19 protein-coding genes are annotated in these 16,637 nt (G+C 66.0%); 6 read left to right on the top strand and 13 right to left on the bottom strand.

Features of this window, described 5'->3' with window-relative positions:
* Window positions 1-233: 233 nt before the first annotated feature.
* A complete protein-coding gene (panC, locus tag GGD67_RS32790) occupies window positions 234-1,085 on the top strand; it encodes a pantoate--beta-alanine ligase (protein WP_179738601.1) in 852 nt (283 codons plus the stop codon).
* Here the strand turns inward: panC and GGD67_RS32785 are convergent.
* The 4 genes from GGD67_RS32785 to GGD67_RS32770 all read right to left on the bottom strand — a co-directional run bounded on the left by GGD67_RS32785 (window position 1,082) and on the right by GGD67_RS32770 (window position 3,885).
* Window positions 1,082-1,522 (bottom strand): DUF1489 family protein, encoded by a 441-nt coding sequence (locus GGD67_RS32785; protein ID WP_179738599.1) that lies wholly within the window; start codon window positions 1,520-1,522, stop codon window positions 1,082-1,084. The two genes, panC and GGD67_RS32785, sit on opposite strands and share 4 nt — an antisense overlap.
* A gap of 42 nt (window positions 1,523-1,564) precedes the next feature.
* Window positions 1,565-2,554 (bottom strand): hypothetical protein, encoded by a 990-nt coding sequence (locus GGD67_RS32780; RefSeq protein ID WP_179738597.1) that lies wholly within the window; start codon window positions 2,552-2,554, stop codon window positions 1,565-1,567.
* A gap of 158 nt (window positions 2,555-2,712) precedes the next feature.
* On the bottom strand, window positions 2,713-2,916 hold the full coding sequence (locus GGD67_RS32775) for a hypothetical protein (protein ID WP_018321158.1): 204 nt from the start codon (window positions 2,914-2,916) through the stop codon (window positions 2,713-2,715).
* 306 nt (window positions 2,917-3,222) lie between these two features.
* Complete coding sequence (locus tag GGD67_RS32770; protein WP_179738595.1) at window positions 3,223-3,885, bottom strand: glutathione S-transferase family protein; 663 nt, start codon at window positions 3,883-3,885, stop codon at window positions 3,223-3,225.
* A gap of 122 nt (window positions 3,886-4,007) precedes the next feature.
* Between GGD67_RS32770 and GGD67_RS32765 the strand changes: the two genes are divergently transcribed.
* Entirely contained in the window at window positions 4,008-4,724 is a 717-nt protein-coding gene (locus GGD67_RS32765; RefSeq protein WP_179738593.1) for a DUF599 domain-containing protein, read from the top strand.
* A 1,106-nt stretch (window positions 4,725-5,830) separates the two neighbouring features.
* Here GGD67_RS32765 and GGD67_RS32760 read toward each other — a convergent pair.
* The 4 genes from GGD67_RS32760 to mgtE form a co-directional block, all read right to left on the bottom strand.
* Window positions 5,831-6,790 carry a hypothetical protein gene (locus GGD67_RS32760; protein WP_179738591.1) on the bottom strand — a complete coding sequence of 320 codons (960 nt, stop codon included), beginning with the start codon at window positions 6,788-6,790 and terminating at the stop codon, window positions 5,831-5,833.
* Between the two features lie 49 nt (window positions 6,791-6,839).
* On the bottom strand, window positions 6,840-7,658 hold the full coding sequence (locus tag GGD67_RS32755) for an aldo/keto reductase (RefSeq protein ID WP_179738589.1): 819 nt from the start codon (window positions 7,656-7,658) through the stop codon (window positions 6,840-6,842).
* A 169-nt stretch (window positions 7,659-7,827) separates the two neighbouring features.
* Entirely contained in the window at window positions 7,828-8,145 is a 318-nt protein-coding gene (locus GGD67_RS32750) for a helix-turn-helix domain-containing protein (protein ID WP_038949950.1), read from the bottom strand.
* Between the two features lie 162 nt (window positions 8,146-8,307).
* Window positions 8,308-9,729, bottom strand: a complete 1,422-nt coding sequence (gene mgtE / locus GGD67_RS32745) for a magnesium transporter (protein ID WP_018320588.1) — start codon at window positions 9,727-9,729, stop codon at window positions 8,308-8,310.
* A 115-nt stretch (window positions 9,730-9,844) separates the two neighbouring features.
* Between mgtE and GGD67_RS32740 the strand changes: the two genes are divergently transcribed.
* Window positions 9,845-10,618 (top strand): polysaccharide deacetylase family protein, encoded by a 774-nt coding sequence (locus GGD67_RS32740; protein WP_026202383.1) that lies wholly within the window; start codon window positions 9,845-9,847, stop codon window positions 10,616-10,618.
* A 179-nt stretch (window positions 10,619-10,797) separates the two neighbouring features.
* Window positions 10,798-12,075 (top strand): polysaccharide deacetylase family protein, encoded by a 1,278-nt coding sequence (locus GGD67_RS32735; RefSeq protein ID WP_179738587.1) that lies wholly within the window; start codon window positions 10,798-10,800, stop codon window positions 12,073-12,075.
* A gap of 7 nt (window positions 12,076-12,082) precedes the next feature.
* On the opposite strand, the gene GGD67_RS32730 is transcribed toward GGD67_RS32735, so the two are convergent.
* On the bottom strand, window positions 12,083-12,457 hold the full coding sequence (locus tag GGD67_RS32730) for a hypothetical protein (protein WP_018320591.1): 375 nt from the start codon (window positions 12,455-12,457) through the stop codon (window positions 12,083-12,085).
* 269 nt (window positions 12,458-12,726) lie between these two features.
* On the opposite strand from GGD67_RS32730, the gene GGD67_RS32725 reads away from it, so the two are divergent.
* Window positions 12,727-12,984: a hypothetical protein gene (locus GGD67_RS32725; RefSeq protein WP_018320592.1), complete on the top strand. Its 258-nt coding sequence runs from the start codon at window positions 12,727-12,729 to the stop codon at window positions 12,982-12,984.
* A 31-nt stretch (window positions 12,985-13,015) separates the two neighbouring features.
* On the opposite strand, the gene GGD67_RS32720 is transcribed toward GGD67_RS32725, so the two are convergent.
* Together GGD67_RS32720 and GGD67_RS32715 are read right to left on the bottom strand one after the other, a co-directional pair.
* Window positions 13,016-14,230 carry an ABC transporter substrate-binding protein gene (locus tag GGD67_RS32720; protein WP_179738704.1) on the bottom strand — a complete coding sequence of 405 codons (1,215 nt, stop codon included), beginning with the start codon at window positions 14,228-14,230 and terminating at the stop codon, window positions 13,016-13,018.
* Window positions 14,231-14,370: 140 nt separating this feature from the next.
* The gene (locus GGD67_RS32715) at window positions 14,371-15,057 is read right to left on the bottom strand and encodes a DJ-1/PfpI family protein (protein ID WP_179738585.1); all 687 of its coding nucleotides are present in this window, start codon (window positions 15,055-15,057) and stop codon (window positions 14,371-14,373) included.
* Window positions 15,058-15,148: 91 nt separating this feature from the next.
* Between GGD67_RS32715 and GGD67_RS32710 the strand changes: the two genes are divergently transcribed.
* Complete coding sequence (locus tag GGD67_RS32710; RefSeq protein ID WP_179738583.1) at window positions 15,149-16,087, top strand: GlxA family transcriptional regulator; 939 nt, start codon at window positions 15,149-15,151, stop codon at window positions 16,085-16,087.
* A gap of 17 nt (window positions 16,088-16,104) precedes the next feature.
* On the opposite strand, the gene GGD67_RS32705 is transcribed toward GGD67_RS32710, so the two are convergent.
* Together GGD67_RS32705 and GGD67_RS32700 are read right to left on the bottom strand one after the other, a co-directional pair.
* Complete coding sequence (locus GGD67_RS32705) at window positions 16,105-16,287, bottom strand: hypothetical protein (RefSeq protein WP_179738581.1); 183 nt, start codon at window positions 16,285-16,287, stop codon at window positions 16,105-16,107.
* A 12-nt stretch (window positions 16,288-16,299) separates the two neighbouring features.
* Window positions 16,300-16,629 (bottom strand): four-helix bundle copper-binding protein, encoded by a 330-nt coding sequence (locus GGD67_RS32700; protein ID WP_179738579.1) that lies wholly within the window; start codon window positions 16,627-16,629, stop codon window positions 16,300-16,302.
* Between the last annotated feature and the right edge of the window lie 8 nt (window positions 16,630-16,637).

The raw sequence follows: 16,637 nt of genomic DNA, 5'->3' as shown, positions 1-16,637 counted from the left end.
TGCGGTCAAGTGAAATGCGTGACAGGTAATGCAAATCGTATTGCGCCGTTCTTCATGAATCGCGGCGTCGTCTTTCGTCTGTGATCCAGCCACAATGTCGCGACATCGCGCGCGCCTTGCGCGGGATGCTGTGCCGCATCCGGATGCATGGCGTCCACGATCGCCGCTTGTTAAGGTTAGTCGCCCCTGGCGCCAGGTCATGCCGCGCCGATTCCCAACCCTGTCGAGTCCTGATGTCAGCAAGCCCCTTGATCGCCCGCACGGTCCCAACCTTGCGCCGCGCCGTCGACAATTTCCGCAAGCGAAAAGCCACGATCGCGCTGGTCCCGACCATGGGGGCCCTCCATGACGGGCATGTGTCTCTGGTTCGCCTCGCCAAGCGGCGCGCCAGCCGCGTCATGGTTTCGATCTTCGTCAACCCGACCCAGTTCGCTCCCACCGAGGATTTCGGCGCCTATCCGCGCACCTGGAAGGCCGACATCGCCAAGCTCGCGGCCGAGGATGTCGATATCGTCTGGCACCCCGGCGTCGCGGCGATGTATCCGGAGGGCTTTGCCACCCGCATCATGCCGGAGGGACCGGCGCTCGCCGGCCTCGAGGACCGCTTCCGCCCGCACTTCTTCGGCGGCGTCGCCACCGTGGTCGGCAAACTGTTCACGCAGTGCCGGCCGGACTTTGCGATCTTCGGCGAAAAGGACTTTCAGCAGTTGCGGGTGGTGACGCAGATGGCGCGCGACCTCGACCTCGGCGTCAAGGTCGTCGGCTCCCGCACCGTACGCGAGCGCGACGGGCTCGCGATGTCCTCGCGCAACGTCTATCTGTCGCCCGAGGAGCGGCAGACCGCCCCCATCCTCTACCGTGCCATGAAGGACAGCGCCGGCCGCATCCGTGCCGGCGAAGCCGTTGCGTCGGCCATGAAGCGTGGCGCCGCGACGATCGAGGCGGCCGGCTTTGCGCTCGACTATTACGAAGCGCGCCATGCCGAGACGCTGGCGCCCCTCACCTCGCGCAAGGACGGCCCGTTGCGAATCCTGGTCGCCGCCAAGCTCGGCAACACCCGGCTGATCGACAATATCGCGGTTTAGAGCAGCCCGAGATCGCGCAATTCGCGCCGCATCGGCTCCGGCATCGCCGCGATCGAGCCGGCGGCGGACTTGCCCAGATCGGGCGGCACGGAATCGTCGGCGAGATAGCGCCAGCCCTGGAACGGGCGCATCGGCCGCGGCGACACCGAGACGACCTTCGGCTGCATCACGATCCGGCAGCGGCCGATACCGTCCTTGTCGCGGAACGGCTCGATGCCGATGATCTTTTCCCGCGCGGCGATCTCGCCCTTGATCACCCAATAAAGCGACCCGCCGGTGAGGATCTCGGCATCGCGCTTGGGGACCATGCGGGTGATGTGGATGTGATGTTGCGGCAGACCCTTCTTCTTGGCGGTCCGCATCCGTTCGGCGATCCACTCCTTCAATTCCTTGACGGAGTCGCAACCGACGGCGAGCTTGATCAGATGTAGCGGCATGCCCAAGCATTAGCCGGGCAGCACCACATTTGGAATGCTGATCTACTCGTTATCCGCAGCCGCGGGCGCGGCCGCCGAGGCTGGCGGCGGAGCGAGCGGAACCGGTGCTGCCGCGGGCGCACGCGCAGCCTTCGGGGCCGGCGGCTTCTTCGCGGCCGGTGGTGCGGCAGCCTGTGCCGACGTCGCGGCGGGCGCGCGCGGTGCCGGCGCTGCGTTCGCGGCGGCGGGCGCCGCTTGGCGCGTCGTCGCCGTGGGCTCCGGATTCATGATGCTCACCGGCGGCGTCGACGAGGCGCTCGGGAACTCAGCGCTGGTCGGCTTGCCCGTCGGCATCGCGGGCGGCAGCCCGGCAAGCGCGGCCGTGGCCGGCATCCCCTGCGCCGTTGCAGGCGCGTTCCAGGTTGGCGCGTAGCGCGCGACCAGCATGTCGTAGAGATGGGCGTCCATGTTGGCGGCAACCCGCTGCTGATCGGTCAGCGAGCGGAACGCGGGGCAGTCGAACTGCGTGCAGCCGTCGCGCACGACCAGCACCTGCGCCACGAGGCCGTAGCGATCGTGCTCCAGCGCCTTGCGCAGCATCTTCATGTCCGTCGTCAGGCTCTTCTCGGCCGTCGCGGCATCACCGAGCGCAGTCAGCCGGTCGATTCGGGCCGCGGTGTAGGAGACGGCGGCAGCCGCGGCATCCGGCGAGCCGAACAGCGCCTTCTCGCAGCCAATGGCGACCGCATCGCCGGCGAGATCGTCGAGACAGGACAGCGCCGGCAGGCTCGCGATGGCAGCACCTTGCGCGCGCACTTCGGTCGGAGCGTCCTGCCCCGCCGGTCCATAGACGCGCACGGTGGCAGCTCCGGCGATCGCGATGGACAGCAGCGTGATCACGGTCAGCGCGCCGTTGGCGACCGACCTGTCGGCGCGCAGCAGCGTGATCAGCAGGATCAATCCGAAGAATCCGGCAGCCGCCAGCGTCATCCACATCGGAAAGGCCGGCGAGCGCCAGATTTGGTCGAGCGAAGTGGCCCATGCCCAGTTCATGCGCGACGTCCCCTCACGCGAGCAGAGAACGAATGGTCAAGCGAGCACCGCGAGTCGGCAACTGCCCCCAGGCCCACCTTGCGAAGGTGAAGCGGGCCTTTTGACGGCGGCAGGACACAATTCCGCAGAGGGCGCGAATGCGCGGGGAGCGTCGGTCTTCAGGAGAGCGCGAGCTGGCTTTCCTTGGCGACGCGTTCGAAAGCTTCGGTCGAGCTCTTGATCCGGTACTGGCAGTCGTCGCCGTCGGTCGGCAGCAGGCGGATGACCTCGTACGAGCCGCTGGCAGCAGGGCGCGCGACGTTGCTGGCCGTGAACAATACGCGCGTTCCAATCGGGAATTTGTGCTTCAACACCCTCTCCATCACTCAAACAACGCCTGCCTCGCCCATGGTCCCACTGCGACGGCCGGCCAGAAACCCAGGCGCTGTATAGCACGCGACCTGCCGTTTTGGCCAGCGCCATGCCACCATGGCAAGCGCGTAAATCCTGCAATCTTTTCAGAATGATAGGGATGGAACCGGCCGGTCGATGATACCGCCGGGGCCACATGTTCAGGCGGCATGTCGCAGGGCCGGTCGCAGCCCGAATGGCATATGGCGCCAGTCAATGTCCGGAACGTGAGCGCCGCCGGCCGGCACACAGCAAGCGGCCTCGTTCGGACCGACCGGTCAGGCGTCCTCGAACTTCGCGATGACAAGGGTTTCGGCCAGCCCGTCGCGGGTCCATTCCTGGAACGCCGGCAGCGCCATCATCGTCTCCATGTAGGCCTTGGTGTCCGGCGCGACGTCGATCGCGTAGGTGCGCAGGCGATGCACCACCGGCGCGTACATCGCATCGGCCGCGCCGAAGCGGCCGAACAGGAACGGACCCTTGGCACCATAGCGCGTGCGGCATTCGCGCCAGATCTCCTCGATGCGCGCGATGTTGCCCTTGGCGTCGGCCGACAGCGTCACGGGGCGGATCGGCCGATGCAGGTTCATGCCGCATTCGTTGCGCAGCGCCACGAAGCCGGAATGCATCTCGGCGCACACCGATCGGGCATGCGCGCGCGCGGCGACGTCGTCGGGCCACAGCTTCACTTCCGGATAGCGCTCGGCGATGTATTCGATGATGGCGAGCGAATCCCACACCGTGACATCGCCGTCGACCAGCACCGGCACCTTGCCGGCACGGCTGAAGGACAGGATCTGCTCCTTGTCCGCGGGATTGTCGGTGTAGAGCGGGATCAGCGTCTCCACGAACGGGATGTCGTTGGCGCGAAGCGCGAGCCATGGCCGCATCGACCATGACGAGTAGTTCTTGTTGCCGATCGCGAGTTTCAGCGCAGCCATGTCATCAGTCCTTCCCGAGACGCTTTGAAGCGAGCCGCTTTTAACGCCATCGCGTGCCGCCAATCAATCGTTGCCGCATCCTGCCATGCGTGGCAATCGTGGCGGCTTGCGAGGAGAGAGAGATGAGCAGGCATTGGGTCGACATCACCGCGGTCGGCTTCTTCATCATCGAATGGCTGGTCTATGCCCTGACGCTGGAGCATTCGGCCTACGGCCGCGACAGCCTGTCGGCGCGCATGAACCGCTATCGTGAGGTCTGGGTGCGCCGGCTGCTCGATCGCGAGACGCGCATGGTCGACATGCAGATCATGGCCTCGCTGCAGAACGGAACCGCTTTCTTCGCATCGACCAGCCTGATCGCGCTCGGCGGCGCGCTGGCGCTGCTGCACGCCACCAACGACGCCATCATGATTCTGAGCAAGCTGCCGATCGACCTCAGCACGTCGCCGGCGATGTGGGAGCTGAAATGCGTCGGCCTCGTGCTGATCTGCGTCTACGCCTTCTTCAAATTCGCCTGGTCCTATCGCCTGTTCAACTATGTCGCGATCCTGTTCGGCGGCATGCCCCCGGCCGAGCGGCGCGACACGCCGGAGGCGGAAGCCCATGTCATCCGCACCACGCGCCTGTTCGAATCCGCCGGCCGCCATTTCAACCGCGGCCAGCGCGCCTTCTTCTTCGCGCTCGGCTATCTCGGCTGGTTCGTCAGCCCCTGGCTGCTGTTCGTGACCACGGCCGCCGTGGTGGTCGTGACCTGGCGCCGGCAATTCGCATCGAGCGCATGGGCGGCGATGGCGCCGGAGGTGGTGGATGGCGCGGAGAGGATGAAGCGCGGTCATTGAGGCACGTGTCCCGGACAAGCTGCAACGCGCAAGCGTTGCGGCGCAGAGCCGGGACCCAGGGCAACACGGCGCGATGCGGATGGATGGCCCCGTCGAACCGGACGATGCTTCGCATCGCCGGGATAACGCTGCGCTGCGTCCGGGGCACGAGAGCGGAGTGTGGCGCACGCTGTCTCCACTTGTCATTGCGATGCTCCAGTGCACATCCCAGCGGCGCTGCCGTAGGGTGGGCAAAGGAGCACTTGCGCCGTGCCCACGATCTCCGTCCATAAGCGACAAGGCGTGGGCACGCTGCGCTTTGCCCACCCTACGAGATCGAGTTTGTGGCACGCAGCTCGGCTCACAGACACGCCTCTTCGGCCTCGCGGCGCAATTCGCCCGAGCTTTGCTTGGTCTCGCGCCCCTCTCATCCAAGAGGGCGCAGGGAAGGCCGGGTTCTGGCTCGCACCCGCGGTCCGCTGCGCGAAAAGCACACGCAGAAAGAACCGCACAGCAGCATACAGGTGGTGCCGATCACTCGGCCTTCCCTGCGCGATGGTTGGACGGCTTATGCCGTGATCTCCCGGGAGCCGACCATTCCTCCTGGCCTCCCTCGCCCCGCGAATTGGATGATGCAGTCTGCCCGGTTGGGCTCGCTCGCACCTTCGCAAGGACTTGACCGTAGCAACGACGGTCAGGACCACACGGTTTTGCCGTACGCACGGCCCGCCATTTCGCCGCAGTTTTTCCAAGCCCTGTCGACGAAGCCGGAAACACACAGACGAGACGAAGCCTGGCAGCGCCGCTCGTCCGCACGAAGCCTCGGGCTCACAGGGACTACCCGCCCTGCCCGCGCCTCTCGTGCCGACGCTGCCGCGTCCACCGCAAGCCCGGCTCGCGACAGTGACGACCACATCGTCGCCCCTCTTGGTGAGCCGGGATGGACGAACACATACGCCGAAACCGAATTTCGGTAAAGTGGAATATTTTTGGCGACGAGGATTGACAGCGGGCGACACAGGGCACGGTGCCGTAGCCCGGATGGAGCGCAGTGTAATCCGGGACAGTGCACAATGCCGGACGAGCGGCCCCGGATTTCGCTACCGCTTCATCCGGGCTACGCGAAGCTACGATCCGAAATCCCGTGGACTGAACGGCAGGTCCATGATCTTCCATTCCCCGTACAGATTTGCCGGCAGCATCTTGTAAGGTTGGCAGTTCTGGAGCGCGCTCATGGCGGACTTCACGAGTGCCACGCCTTTCGCTGACGGCGGAGCCTCGATCAGGATCGGCTCGCGCGCCAGCGTGCCGTCGGTCGCGAACACCGTGCGCAGCTTGATGTGAACGGCGTCGGTGGGGCTGAGTCCGGCCGGCAATTTCGCACAGCTGCGCAAATGGCGACGAAGCGCGGCGATGACTTCAGCCGGCAACTTGGCTGCGATTGAATCCTTGGCATCGCCGCCATCGTCCTTGGGGGTGTCTTTCGGCAGTTCCGGCGGCAATTCCGGCGGCAGGCCGAGCATGACGCCGTACTTGACGGTGACGTCAGGTTGCGGAGCCTGATAGGCCGGCGGCGGTGCGGCCTCCGGCTGCTGCATCGCTTGCGGCGGCGGCTGCATCGGTGGCTGCGGCATCGCCTGGGGCGGCGGTTGTTGCTGGGCTTGCGGTGGCGGCTGTGGCTGTTGAGGTTGCGGCTGCACGTTGGCCTCACGCTGCTTCGGCGCGAGCGAGGGTTGCGGCTGCGGCTGCTTCTGCTGCGGTTCAGGTGGCGTCTGCTGCGGCGGTGCCGCGGCCTGCTGCTTGGCCGCGGGCTTGTCCGCCGCTTCGGACTTGTCGGTGAAATCGAGCTTCGGCAGTTTCAGATCGGGCGTCGGCTCCGGCGGCTTCTCCTTGGCCGCCTCCTTCGTCTCCTGCTCCTTGATCTCTTCCTTCACCTGCTCCGGCGTGACGATGTCGACGGTCACGGTCTCCGGCGGCTGGCTGCGAAACGGATGGACCTCGCTGATCACGATGATCAGCGCCACCAGCGTCAGATGCGCGATTGCTGACGCCGCAATGTCCGTCCGTATGATCTTCCGCAGTTCCATCGACCGATCTTGGGTTGCCGTCGCGGTCCTAGCATACCCCGGCCCCCTCTCAATCCCATTTCGGGGCGAAGCCGAAGTCGGTCAGGCGGCCCTTCGGACTGGCGAGTGCGGCGATCCGGCTCATCTCGTCCTCCGACAGCTCGAAATCGAAGATCTCGATGTTTTCGGACAGGCGTTCGATGCGCGAGGTGCGCGGGATCGCAGCGACATTCTGTTGCACCAGCCAGCGCAGGCAGACCTGCGCCGATGACTTGCGGTGGGCGCGTCCGATCTCGGCCAGCCTCTGGTCGGACTTGATGCGTCCCTTGGCGATCGGGCTGTAGGCGACGAGCGCAAGGCCATGCTGGTCGCAGGCCGCCCTCACCTTCGCCTGATCGAGATAAGGGTGGTATTCGACCTGGTTGCAGACCAGCGGTTCCGGCGAGAGCGCGACCGCCTGCTCGATCAGCGCCACCGTGAAATTGGAGACGCCGATGTGACGGGTCAGACCCATGGTCTTCGCATGCGACAGCGCGCCGAGCGTCTCCACCAGCGGCACGTGCGAATTGGGCCAGTGCAGCAGCAACAGATCGACGCTAGGGAGCCGCAAGCGGGCCAGGCTCTCCTTGACCGAGCGCTCGAGATCGTGGGGCGCGAAATGGTTGGTCCAGACCTTGGTGGTGAGGAAGATGTCGTCGCGCCGCACGCCGGAGGCGCGCACGCCGTCGCCGACCTCGCGTTCGTTCTCGTAGACTTGCGCGGTGTCGATGTGGCGATAGCCGAGTCGCAGCGCCTGCTCGACCAGGCGCGCGGCAGGCCTTCCGCTCAGCTCCCAGGTCCCGAGCCCGATCGCCGGGATTTTTGCGCCATTGGCCTCGACGAACAGCATGAGGACTCCTCTTCCGTTGCGGCAGCCCCTGACGTCATCAGGCCTCATTATGGACCCGGCCCACGATGCTGCCAACGGAAGGCCGCGGCAGTCCAGCGGGTTATTTGGCGCAAATGCTAACGGGAGGTTCGCGTCAGGGCCGGCAGCCCTCGGTGTCAGGGCTTTGGCGTCAGGCTTTGGCGAGCGCCTGGAACACGGTATCCGGGGCGTGCGCGATCACCGCGAGCAGCGCACGGGCCGGTCCCCGCGGCGCGCGCTTGCCCTGCTCCCAGTTGCGGATGGTCTCGACGGGAACGCCGAGCTTGGCGGCGAACTCCATCTGGGTCAGGCAGGCGCGGCGGCGCAAATCACGCACTGCGAGTGGGTTGGCGTCGGCCGGCGCGGCATTGGCCGTGGGCTCGACCGGCGACGGCTGGACCGGAAATTCCTGTCCATCCCGCAACTCAACGACCCGTCCGTCCGCCTTCAGCCGCAACCGCATGCTCATTCCCCCAAGCGAGGCGATGATGCGGCAGGTCGCTTAAGTTCGGATTAAAGACAGGAGCCCGTAGCCCGGATGGAGCGCAGCGTAATCCGGGACCACTGTCGCTTGGGGCACCCCCGGATTGCGCTGCGCTCCATCCGGGCTACGAATTCCCGCTGCCCGCCCCTACCTCAGCCCGAACCAGAGCGTCGCAATCCCGAGGAAGGAGAAGAAGCCGACCACGTCCGTCACCGTGGTGACGAAGGTGCCCGACGCCACCGCCGGGTCGGCCCTGACACGCTCCAGCGCCATCGGGATCAGGATGCCGCCGAGCGCGCCGGCGATGAGGTTGCACACCATCGCCAGCCCGATGACGATGCCGAGGCCGGGGATCTTGAACCAGGCCACCGCCGCGATCCCCGTGATCACGGCGAAGGCGAGCCCGTTGACGAGACCGACCAGCGCCTCGCGCATCACCACGCGCCAGGCGTTGGAAGAACCGAGCTCGCGCGTCGCCAGCGCCCGCACCGCCACCGTCATGGTCTGGGTGGCGGCATTGCCGCCCTGGCTCGCCACGATTGGCGCCAGCACGGCGAGCGCGACCATCTTCTCCAGCTGGCCCTCGAACAGGCCGAGCACGGAGGACGCCAGGAAGGCTGTAGCGAGATTGACCAGCAGCCAGTTGAACCGCGCGCGCGCAATCGTCAGGAAGGTGTCCGATAGCTCTTCGTCGCTGGTGACGCCGCCGAGCGCCTTGAGGTCTTCGTCCGCCTCCTCCTCGATGACGTCGACGACGTCGTCGACGGTGATGACGCCGACCAGGCGGTCCTGGGTGTCGAGCACGGGAGCTGCGACGAGATTGTACTTGCCGAACATGCGCGCGACCTCTTCCTGGTCCTCCAGGACGGAGACGCGGCGGCGGTCCTCGTCGGTGAGCTCGGTGAGCGGCACCGGCCGGCGCGCGCGCAGCAGCACGTCGAGGGGGACTGCACCTTGCCAGTGCTGGTCCTTGTCGACGACGTAGATCTCGTAGAAGCGGTCGGGCAGATCAGGCGTCTCGCGCATGTAGTCGATCGCCTGCCCCACGGTGAAATCCTGGGGCACCGCGATGAACTCGGTCTGCATCCGGCGGCCCGCGGAATTCTCGGGGTACAGCAGGCTGCGTTCGAGCGCGACGCGCTCCCTGAGCGGCAGCTTCTCGAGGATCTCCTCCTGCTCGGCCTGGTCGAGGGTCTCCAGCAGCTCGACGGCGTCGTCGGATTCGAGCTCGCGAACGCCCTCGGCGACGGTCTCCGGCGGCAGTTCCTCGAGGATCTCCTCGCGCACGCCCTCGTCGAGCTCGTTCAGCGCGGAGAAGTCGAAGTCGCGTCCCGTCAGCTCGACCAGGCGGACGCGGTCGTCGGGCTCCAGAGCGCCGATGAGATCGCCGAGATCGGCCTCGTGCAGCTCGGCGACGCAGGCGCGCAGCGAGGCGCTGTCGCCGGCCTCGATCGCATGGGCGATTTCCTCGACGAATTCGTGCCTGATATCGCCGTCTTCATTGCGCATCGGCACGTGGTCGAGTACCGAATCCGCAGCGGATCGGGCAACGTCCATATGTTCATCCATGGCGCGCCTCGCCGTTTGACAGGTTGGAACGAATGGTCTGGGCTGACGGTCAGGCAATACCCACAAGGCAAAGCCGAGCGCAATGACAAAGATGCTTCGACAGCGGTGGACCGCGATGTCATCAGGCGCGGCCCTCGCTGCCCTGATCGGCATCGCCTCGACGGAAGCCGCCGAGTGCCCGCGCAAGGACGCGCTCGGCACCTCGCGCGTGCTGAGTGTCGATGCCAGGACCACCCCGCGCGTGGGCCTGAAGAGCTTTCCGCAGACGCTTGCGCTGGCCGATCACGAGGTCGTGCTGACTTTCGATGACGGGCCGAACCCGCCGACGACGTCGAAGGTGCTGGCAGCGCTGGCGCAGGAATGCGTGCGCGCAACCTTCTTCCTGATCGGCCTGCACGCCAGCCAGCATCCCGACATGGTCAAGCGCATCGCCCGCGAGGGCCACACCGTCGGCCACCACACCTTCTCGCATCCGTTCATGGCGCGGATCCCGTTCGACAAGGCCAAGGGCGAGATCGACCGCGGCGTCGCGGCCGTCGAGATGTCGCTGCACGGCAGCTCGACGGCGACGCCTTCGACGCCGTTCTTCCGCTTTCCCTATTTCCAGGGGACGCAAGCGCAGCTCGACCTGCTCCAGTCCCGCGGCATCGTCGTGTTCGGCGCTGACCTCTGGGCCAGCGACTGGAACGAGATGACGCCGGAGCAGGAATTGAAGCTGGTCACGGAGCGGCTTGCCGCTAGCGGCAAGGGCATCGTCCTCTTCCACGACCCCAAGGCGCGCACCGCCGCGATCATGCCGGCCTTCCTGCGGTATCTGAGGGAGAACGGTTTTCGCGTGGTCCACATCGTGCCGGCCGGCCCGCCGCAGAAGAGCGCCGATGCGCGCTGATGCCGGAATGTCACGCCGGCGCAAAATGGGGTGATTTGGGCCCTATTAACACTCTGTTCATGATACCCCCTGCTAATGGACGGGGACTTTGTGACGGGTAAGGCTGTTGGCGCCTGAACCGTTTCCCGATGTCTCCGACCTACTATGGCGGCCATCGCACATGAGGGCAGACGGGGTTCATGATCGGAAGTAGCGTTGTCTTGCGGACGCGATCGTGGATCGTCCTTTGCCTCGGCGGATTCCTTGGATGTTCGACCATCGGATCGCCGGCGGCGCTTGCGGCCGACTGCCCGGGCCATCCCGACGCGCTCGGGACGTCCCGCACCCTAGTGGTCGATCCGCGCGAACATCCGCTGATCGGCACCATGCAGTACCGCGAGACGCTGCCGCTCAGGGATCATGAGGTCGTCCTGACCTTCGACGACGGTCCGCTGCCGAAATATTCCAACCAGGTCCTCAAGATGCTCGACGACGAGTGCATCAAGGCGACCTTCTTCATCATCGGCAGCCAGGCCAAGGCGAATCCTGAAGGCGTGCGCAAGCTGGTGGCGGCGGGCCACACGGTCGGCACCCACAGCATGAACCATCCGCTGACCTTCGACCGGATGCCGATCGAGAAGGCCGAGGCCGAGATCAACGGCGGCATCGAGTGGACCTCGGCCGCGATGACCGACCCGTCCAAGCTGGCGCCGTTCTTCCGCATTCCCGGACTGATGCGCGCCGAAGGCGTCGAACATCATCTGATCTCGCGCGGCATCCAGGTGTGGAGCGCCGACTTCCCCGCCGACGACTGGCGCCACGTGTCGTCCGACCGCGTCTATCAGCTCGCGATCCAGCGGCTGGAGGCCAAGGGCAAGGGCATTTTGCTGCTGCACGACATCCAGGCCCGCACGGTCGCGGCGCTGCCAAAAATCATCCGCGACCTCAAGGCGCGCGGCTATCGCATCGTGCATGTTGTGCCCGCGACCGCCGACCGGCCGGCGACGCCGACCACGCCGGTGGAATGGCTGCTGCATCCGCCGACCGAGACCGTGCCGATCGCGCGCTGGCCTTCCGTTCCGAGCTTCGTGTTCACGCAGACCAGGACGCTTCCGGCGCCTTCGCTCGCCGACCTCAATGCGCAGACCGAGCATCAGCCGCTGCTGCCGCGCCGAACCAAGGGTCAGATGGACGTCGCGTCCACCCTGCCCGTGCCCGGCCGCGCTCTGTTTGCGATCCCGGAAGGCTCGGTCGAGGTGCTGCTGTCGACGACATTGTCGCGGCGTGCCGCGACCCGGCTGGCAATGGCCGCCGATACGCCGCATGCGGCCAGGGGCAAGGCCGCAAAGGGCAAGACGGCCAAGTCCCAGGCTCGGCACACCGCGCATGCGGCACCGGCCGCACCCAAGCCTGCCGCGCAGGCCAAGAGCGCCACGCCGCGCTCGACCCGCATCGCCAGCCTGAAGAAGCGCGCTTAATCCCTACCTACTGCCGCATGATGGCGGCGACGCAGAGCAGCACGATCAGCGCCAGGAAGAACAGGTCCATATAGGATTTGAGCTCGCCGTCGCGGCGCAGCCGGGCCACGTCGGCGACGACCTGCTTGCGCGCGTTCGTTCCCCCCGAGCCGTCATTGATCGGGCCCTGAAGCCGCCGCGTCTCGGCTTCCAGCTTCTCGATCTTCTGGAAGAAGTAGAACGCGCGCAGCGTCGAGACCGCGCGCATCGCGGCATAGATCAGCACCAGGATCGCCAGGATCGCCCGGTTCGGATACTTCTCCATGAAGTTCAGGCTGAAATAGACCACCGCCATGAACGCGAAGTTGGTGATGAAGCGGTAGACGAAGCTGAGAAAAACCATGCTGGCTCGAGCCTTGAGGGGTGCGCAGCCGGATCGTGCTGCGAATTCGGGATCGGGACCCAGACCGGGAGCTGGGTTGTGACGGCCCGTCTACGCCAACTTTGTTTCAACAAAGATACTGCAAGTCGCCGCCTTTTAGCCACACGCCGCCATAATGCAAGCCGGATGGCGGTGGCCCTGCCCAGACGCAGCGCGCCCGCTACGGCTCAATGGCGATTTGGCGGAAGTCGCGATAGACTGTGCGCTGCCGTCACATCTGGGATCTGCCGATGCCGAAGAAGGGAATCACCGGCCACGACGACTGGGTTCTGACCGAGGCTCTCGCGACCGCCCTGGTCGCGCTGGAGCAGCTCGAACCGAAGCACCAGCCGAACGCGCATATGGACGACCTCCGCAAGATGCTGGCGAACGGCAAGGAGCCGGCGGCGGTGAGCCTGCACCTCGCCCAGGCCAAATGCCGCCTGTTCCCCGACCTCGATCCGCTGGAGATCTACCGGGAATACGGCATCGGCGAGGAATATGGCTGAAGCGGCCGGCCGCCTGTCTTGACGAGAAGCGCTAGTTTCGTGAGGTCTTGAGCAACGGACATTCGCTGTCGCTCAGCGGCAGAAAGGCGTCCTCGGCAGGTATCTTCTCGACGACGTTGTAATAGTCCCAGGGCGTCTTCACGTCCGAGGGCTTCTTGACCTCGACGAGATAGAAATCATGCACCAGCTTGTTGTCGGCGCGCAGCCGCGCGCCACGCGCGTAGAAATCGTCGACCGGCATCGCGCGCATCTGCTCCAGAACAGCGTTGGTCTCGTCCGTTCCGGCCGCAGACGCGGCCTTCAGATACTGCGACACGGCGGAGTAGACGGCGGCCTGCGGCGCGGTCGGCATGGCGTTGTGAAGCTTGTAGAACCTTTGGGCGAACGCGCGCGTTTCCTCGTTGAGCGCCCAATACCAAGCAGTGACGGTCGTCAGGCCCTTGGCGGTTTCGGCCCCCATGGCGTGCACGTCGGTCAGGAACATCAGCTCGGCGACGGCCTTCTGCGGCCCCGCGTTCATTCCGAACTCGTTCCATTGCTTCATCGAGGTCACGAGCTGCTCGCCGGCATTGGCGAACGCAACCACCTTGGCCTTGGACGCCTGGGCCTGCAGCAGGAAGGAGCCGTAATCGGCATTTCCCAGCGGATGAAAGACCGCGCCGAGCGACTTGGCCCCTGCCGCCGCCAGCACGCGCTGGGACACCTCGACCATATTGCGTCCGAACGCGTAGTCGGACGCGATGAAGAACCAGCTGTCATAGCCTTGCGAAACCAGCTTTCGGACCGAGCCGGCGACCAGATTGTAATTGTCGTGCAGCCACATCAGGCCGGTGCGCGAGCATTGCTTGCCGCCGATCTCGGTGGTGCCGACCGCCGAATAGATCACGATCCTGTTCTTGTCGCGCGCGATCGACTGGATGGCGAGCGCCACCGCGGAGTTTCCGACGTCGGCCACCATGTCGACGCCATCAACGTCGAACCATTTGCGGACGATCTGGGCGCCGATATCCGGCTTGTTCTGATGGTCGGCGACGACGATCTCGGCCTTCAGCCCCGGCGTTGCGCGTTGAAAATCGTCCACGGCCATCCGCGAGGCGACGACGGAGCCGGGCCCGGCCAGATCCGACAACGGTCCGGCCTGGTCATTGATGATGCCGATCCTGATCACGCCACCGGAGAATTCGGCGGCCGCGCTCCGTTCGGCCAGCGCTGCCGGACTGAGCGCCAGGATGAGGCCGAAGGTCAAACGGCAAAGCCGGCTGCGCGACGATAGCAATTCTCCAACACGACAAGGCGCCATTGCCCCCTCCGCTTCAGCATCGCGACGGCATGTCGGCGATGATCGATATCCGGTCCCGACGGCGCTCGGCCGGTCGAATCTGCTCGCTATCCCTGCCGCTCGACGGCCTTCCTGACGAACTCCAGCCGCCGCGCCTGCGCCGGCGCAACCCGTTCCTTCATGGCAGCGACGATCGCCGCCGGCGCCGTGTCCGGCGAGCCGGCCGCAAAGGGCGGTGCGGGATTGTACTCCATGCGCAGCTGGATCATCTCCGCCGCCGCACGGCCCCGCAACATCGACACCAGAGTGAGCGCGAAGTCGATGCCGGCGGTGATGCCGCCGCCCGTCATGCGATTGCGGTCGACGCAGACCCTCTCCAGCGACAGCTCGGCTCCGAACAACGGCAGCGCATCCCTCGCGGTCCAGTGGGTGGCCGCGCGATATCCCTTCAACAGACCGGCGGCGCCGAGCACGAGCGAGCCGGTGCAGACCGACGTCACGTATTGCGCGCCCCTCTCCTGCTGTCGCAGAAAGGCGAGAACGTCCTCGTCCAGCATCAGCTCGTCGGTGCCGTAGCCGCCCGGAACGCAGATCACGTCGAGCTGCGGGCAATCGGCGAAGGTGACGGTCGGCGTCAGCGCGATCACGGAATCGCTCGGCACCGGCTCGATGCGTTTCCAGACCAGATGCACCGTCACGTCAGGCAGGCTGGAGAAGACCTGGGCGGGACCGGTGAGATCGAGCTGGGTGACGCGCGGAAAAACCAGAAGACCGATCTGCAACGGGCCCGACATGTCCAACCTCGACAACGTGCTTGACGCTTGCAGCCTGCCATGTTGGCCTTGTGGTCGAAATGGCTTAATTCCCTCAATTCTGGACACGCCCATGATCGGCTTCCTGATCTTTTCCGAATTCCAGTTGCTGGATGCGGCCGGTCCGATCTCGGTGTTCGAGATCGCCAGGCGTCACACGCCGAATGCGCCGCGCGTGATCACCGTCGCAACGAAGGCGGGCGCCGTGCGCAGCTCGTCGGGCATCGAGATGCTGGCGCGCAATCTGCGATCGGCAAGCTCGGTCACGACGCTGTTCGTCGCCGGTGGAGAGGGCGTGGAGGCCGCGGCGCGCTGCAAGACGACCATCGCCTTCATCCAGCGACTGGCGAGCCGCGGCGTGCGCATCGCCAGCGTTTGCAACGGCGCCTATCTTCTGGCGCAGGCGGGACTGCTGGACGGGCGCTGCGCGACCACGCACTGGTCCTGCACCCGCGACTTCATCGGGCGCTACCCGAAGGTGCGGCTCGAACCGGACCAGATCTTCATCCGCGACGATCGGGTGTGGACGTCGGCCGGCATCACGGCCGGGATCGATCTCGCGCTCGCCATGATCGCGCAGGACCATGGCGAGGCGGTCTCGCAGGCGACCGCGCGGCAGCTGGTGCTCTATCATCGCCGCAGCGGCGGACAATCGCAGTTCTCGAGCCTGCTCGAGCTCAAGACGCCGAACGGCCGCTTCGGCAGCCTGCTTTCATGGGTGCGCGAGAATCTGGATGCGCATCTCACGGTCGAGGCACTGGCCGAACGCGCCGGGTTGAGCGCCCGGCATTTCGTCCGCTCCTTCACCGCCGAGACCGGATCCACGCCGACCAAGGCGGTCGAGCGCCTGCGGGTCGAGGTGGCGCGCGAGCGGGTGCAGTCCTCCGGAGAGGCCATCGAGCGCGTTGCCCAATCCACCGGCTTTCGCGACCCCGAGCGGATGCGCAGGGCCTTCATCCGCGCATTCGGTCAGCCGCCGCAGTCGCTGCGACGCGCGGCACGAAGCGCATGAGAAGCGGCCGATCGACCTCAAGGCCCGCCGGCGACTGATCCTGCGATCACCATGACGAGGGCGCCAAGATCGATCTTGCCGTTGACGGTCAGCTCCTCCGAGCTTTTCACCTCGCCCTGGACCTTGAGCGATTGCGGCCGGTCGGCGGCCTGCCGCTGCAGCTCGCCGATGATGGCGTCCTTGAGTTTCTCTTCCAGCATGGGCTTCGTCCTTCAGGCTGCCATCGCGCCGCAGGATTGTGCGCAGGAGCGGCACGCCGAGACGCATTCGTCCATGCCGCCGACCCGCTCGCAATCGGCGGCGCATTCGGTGCAGATCTCGGCGCATTCGCCGCAGGTATGCCGGTGATGCGGCGTGTTGATCAGCATGAAATGCGCAGCCGTCCGGCACATCTCGGCGCAGGCCATCATCAGGCGGAAGTGTTTTGGCTCGACGTGCTTGCCGCCGGTCTCGAGGCAATGGTTCATCGCCGTGCCGAGGCAGGTCTGGTAGCAGCTCATGCAGAGCGAGATGCAGCGGGTCATGTCTTCTGATTGAGCCATCCGGTTCT

It is taken from the genome of Bradyrhizobium sp. IAR9, assembly GCF_013408065.1.
Taxonomy (GTDB): Bacteria; Pseudomonadota; Alphaproteobacteria; order Rhizobiales; family Xanthobacteraceae; genus Bradyrhizobium.
Note: the sequence above shows the minus strand (reverse complement) of the source record. Positions and strands in the feature narration are given on the sequence as shown.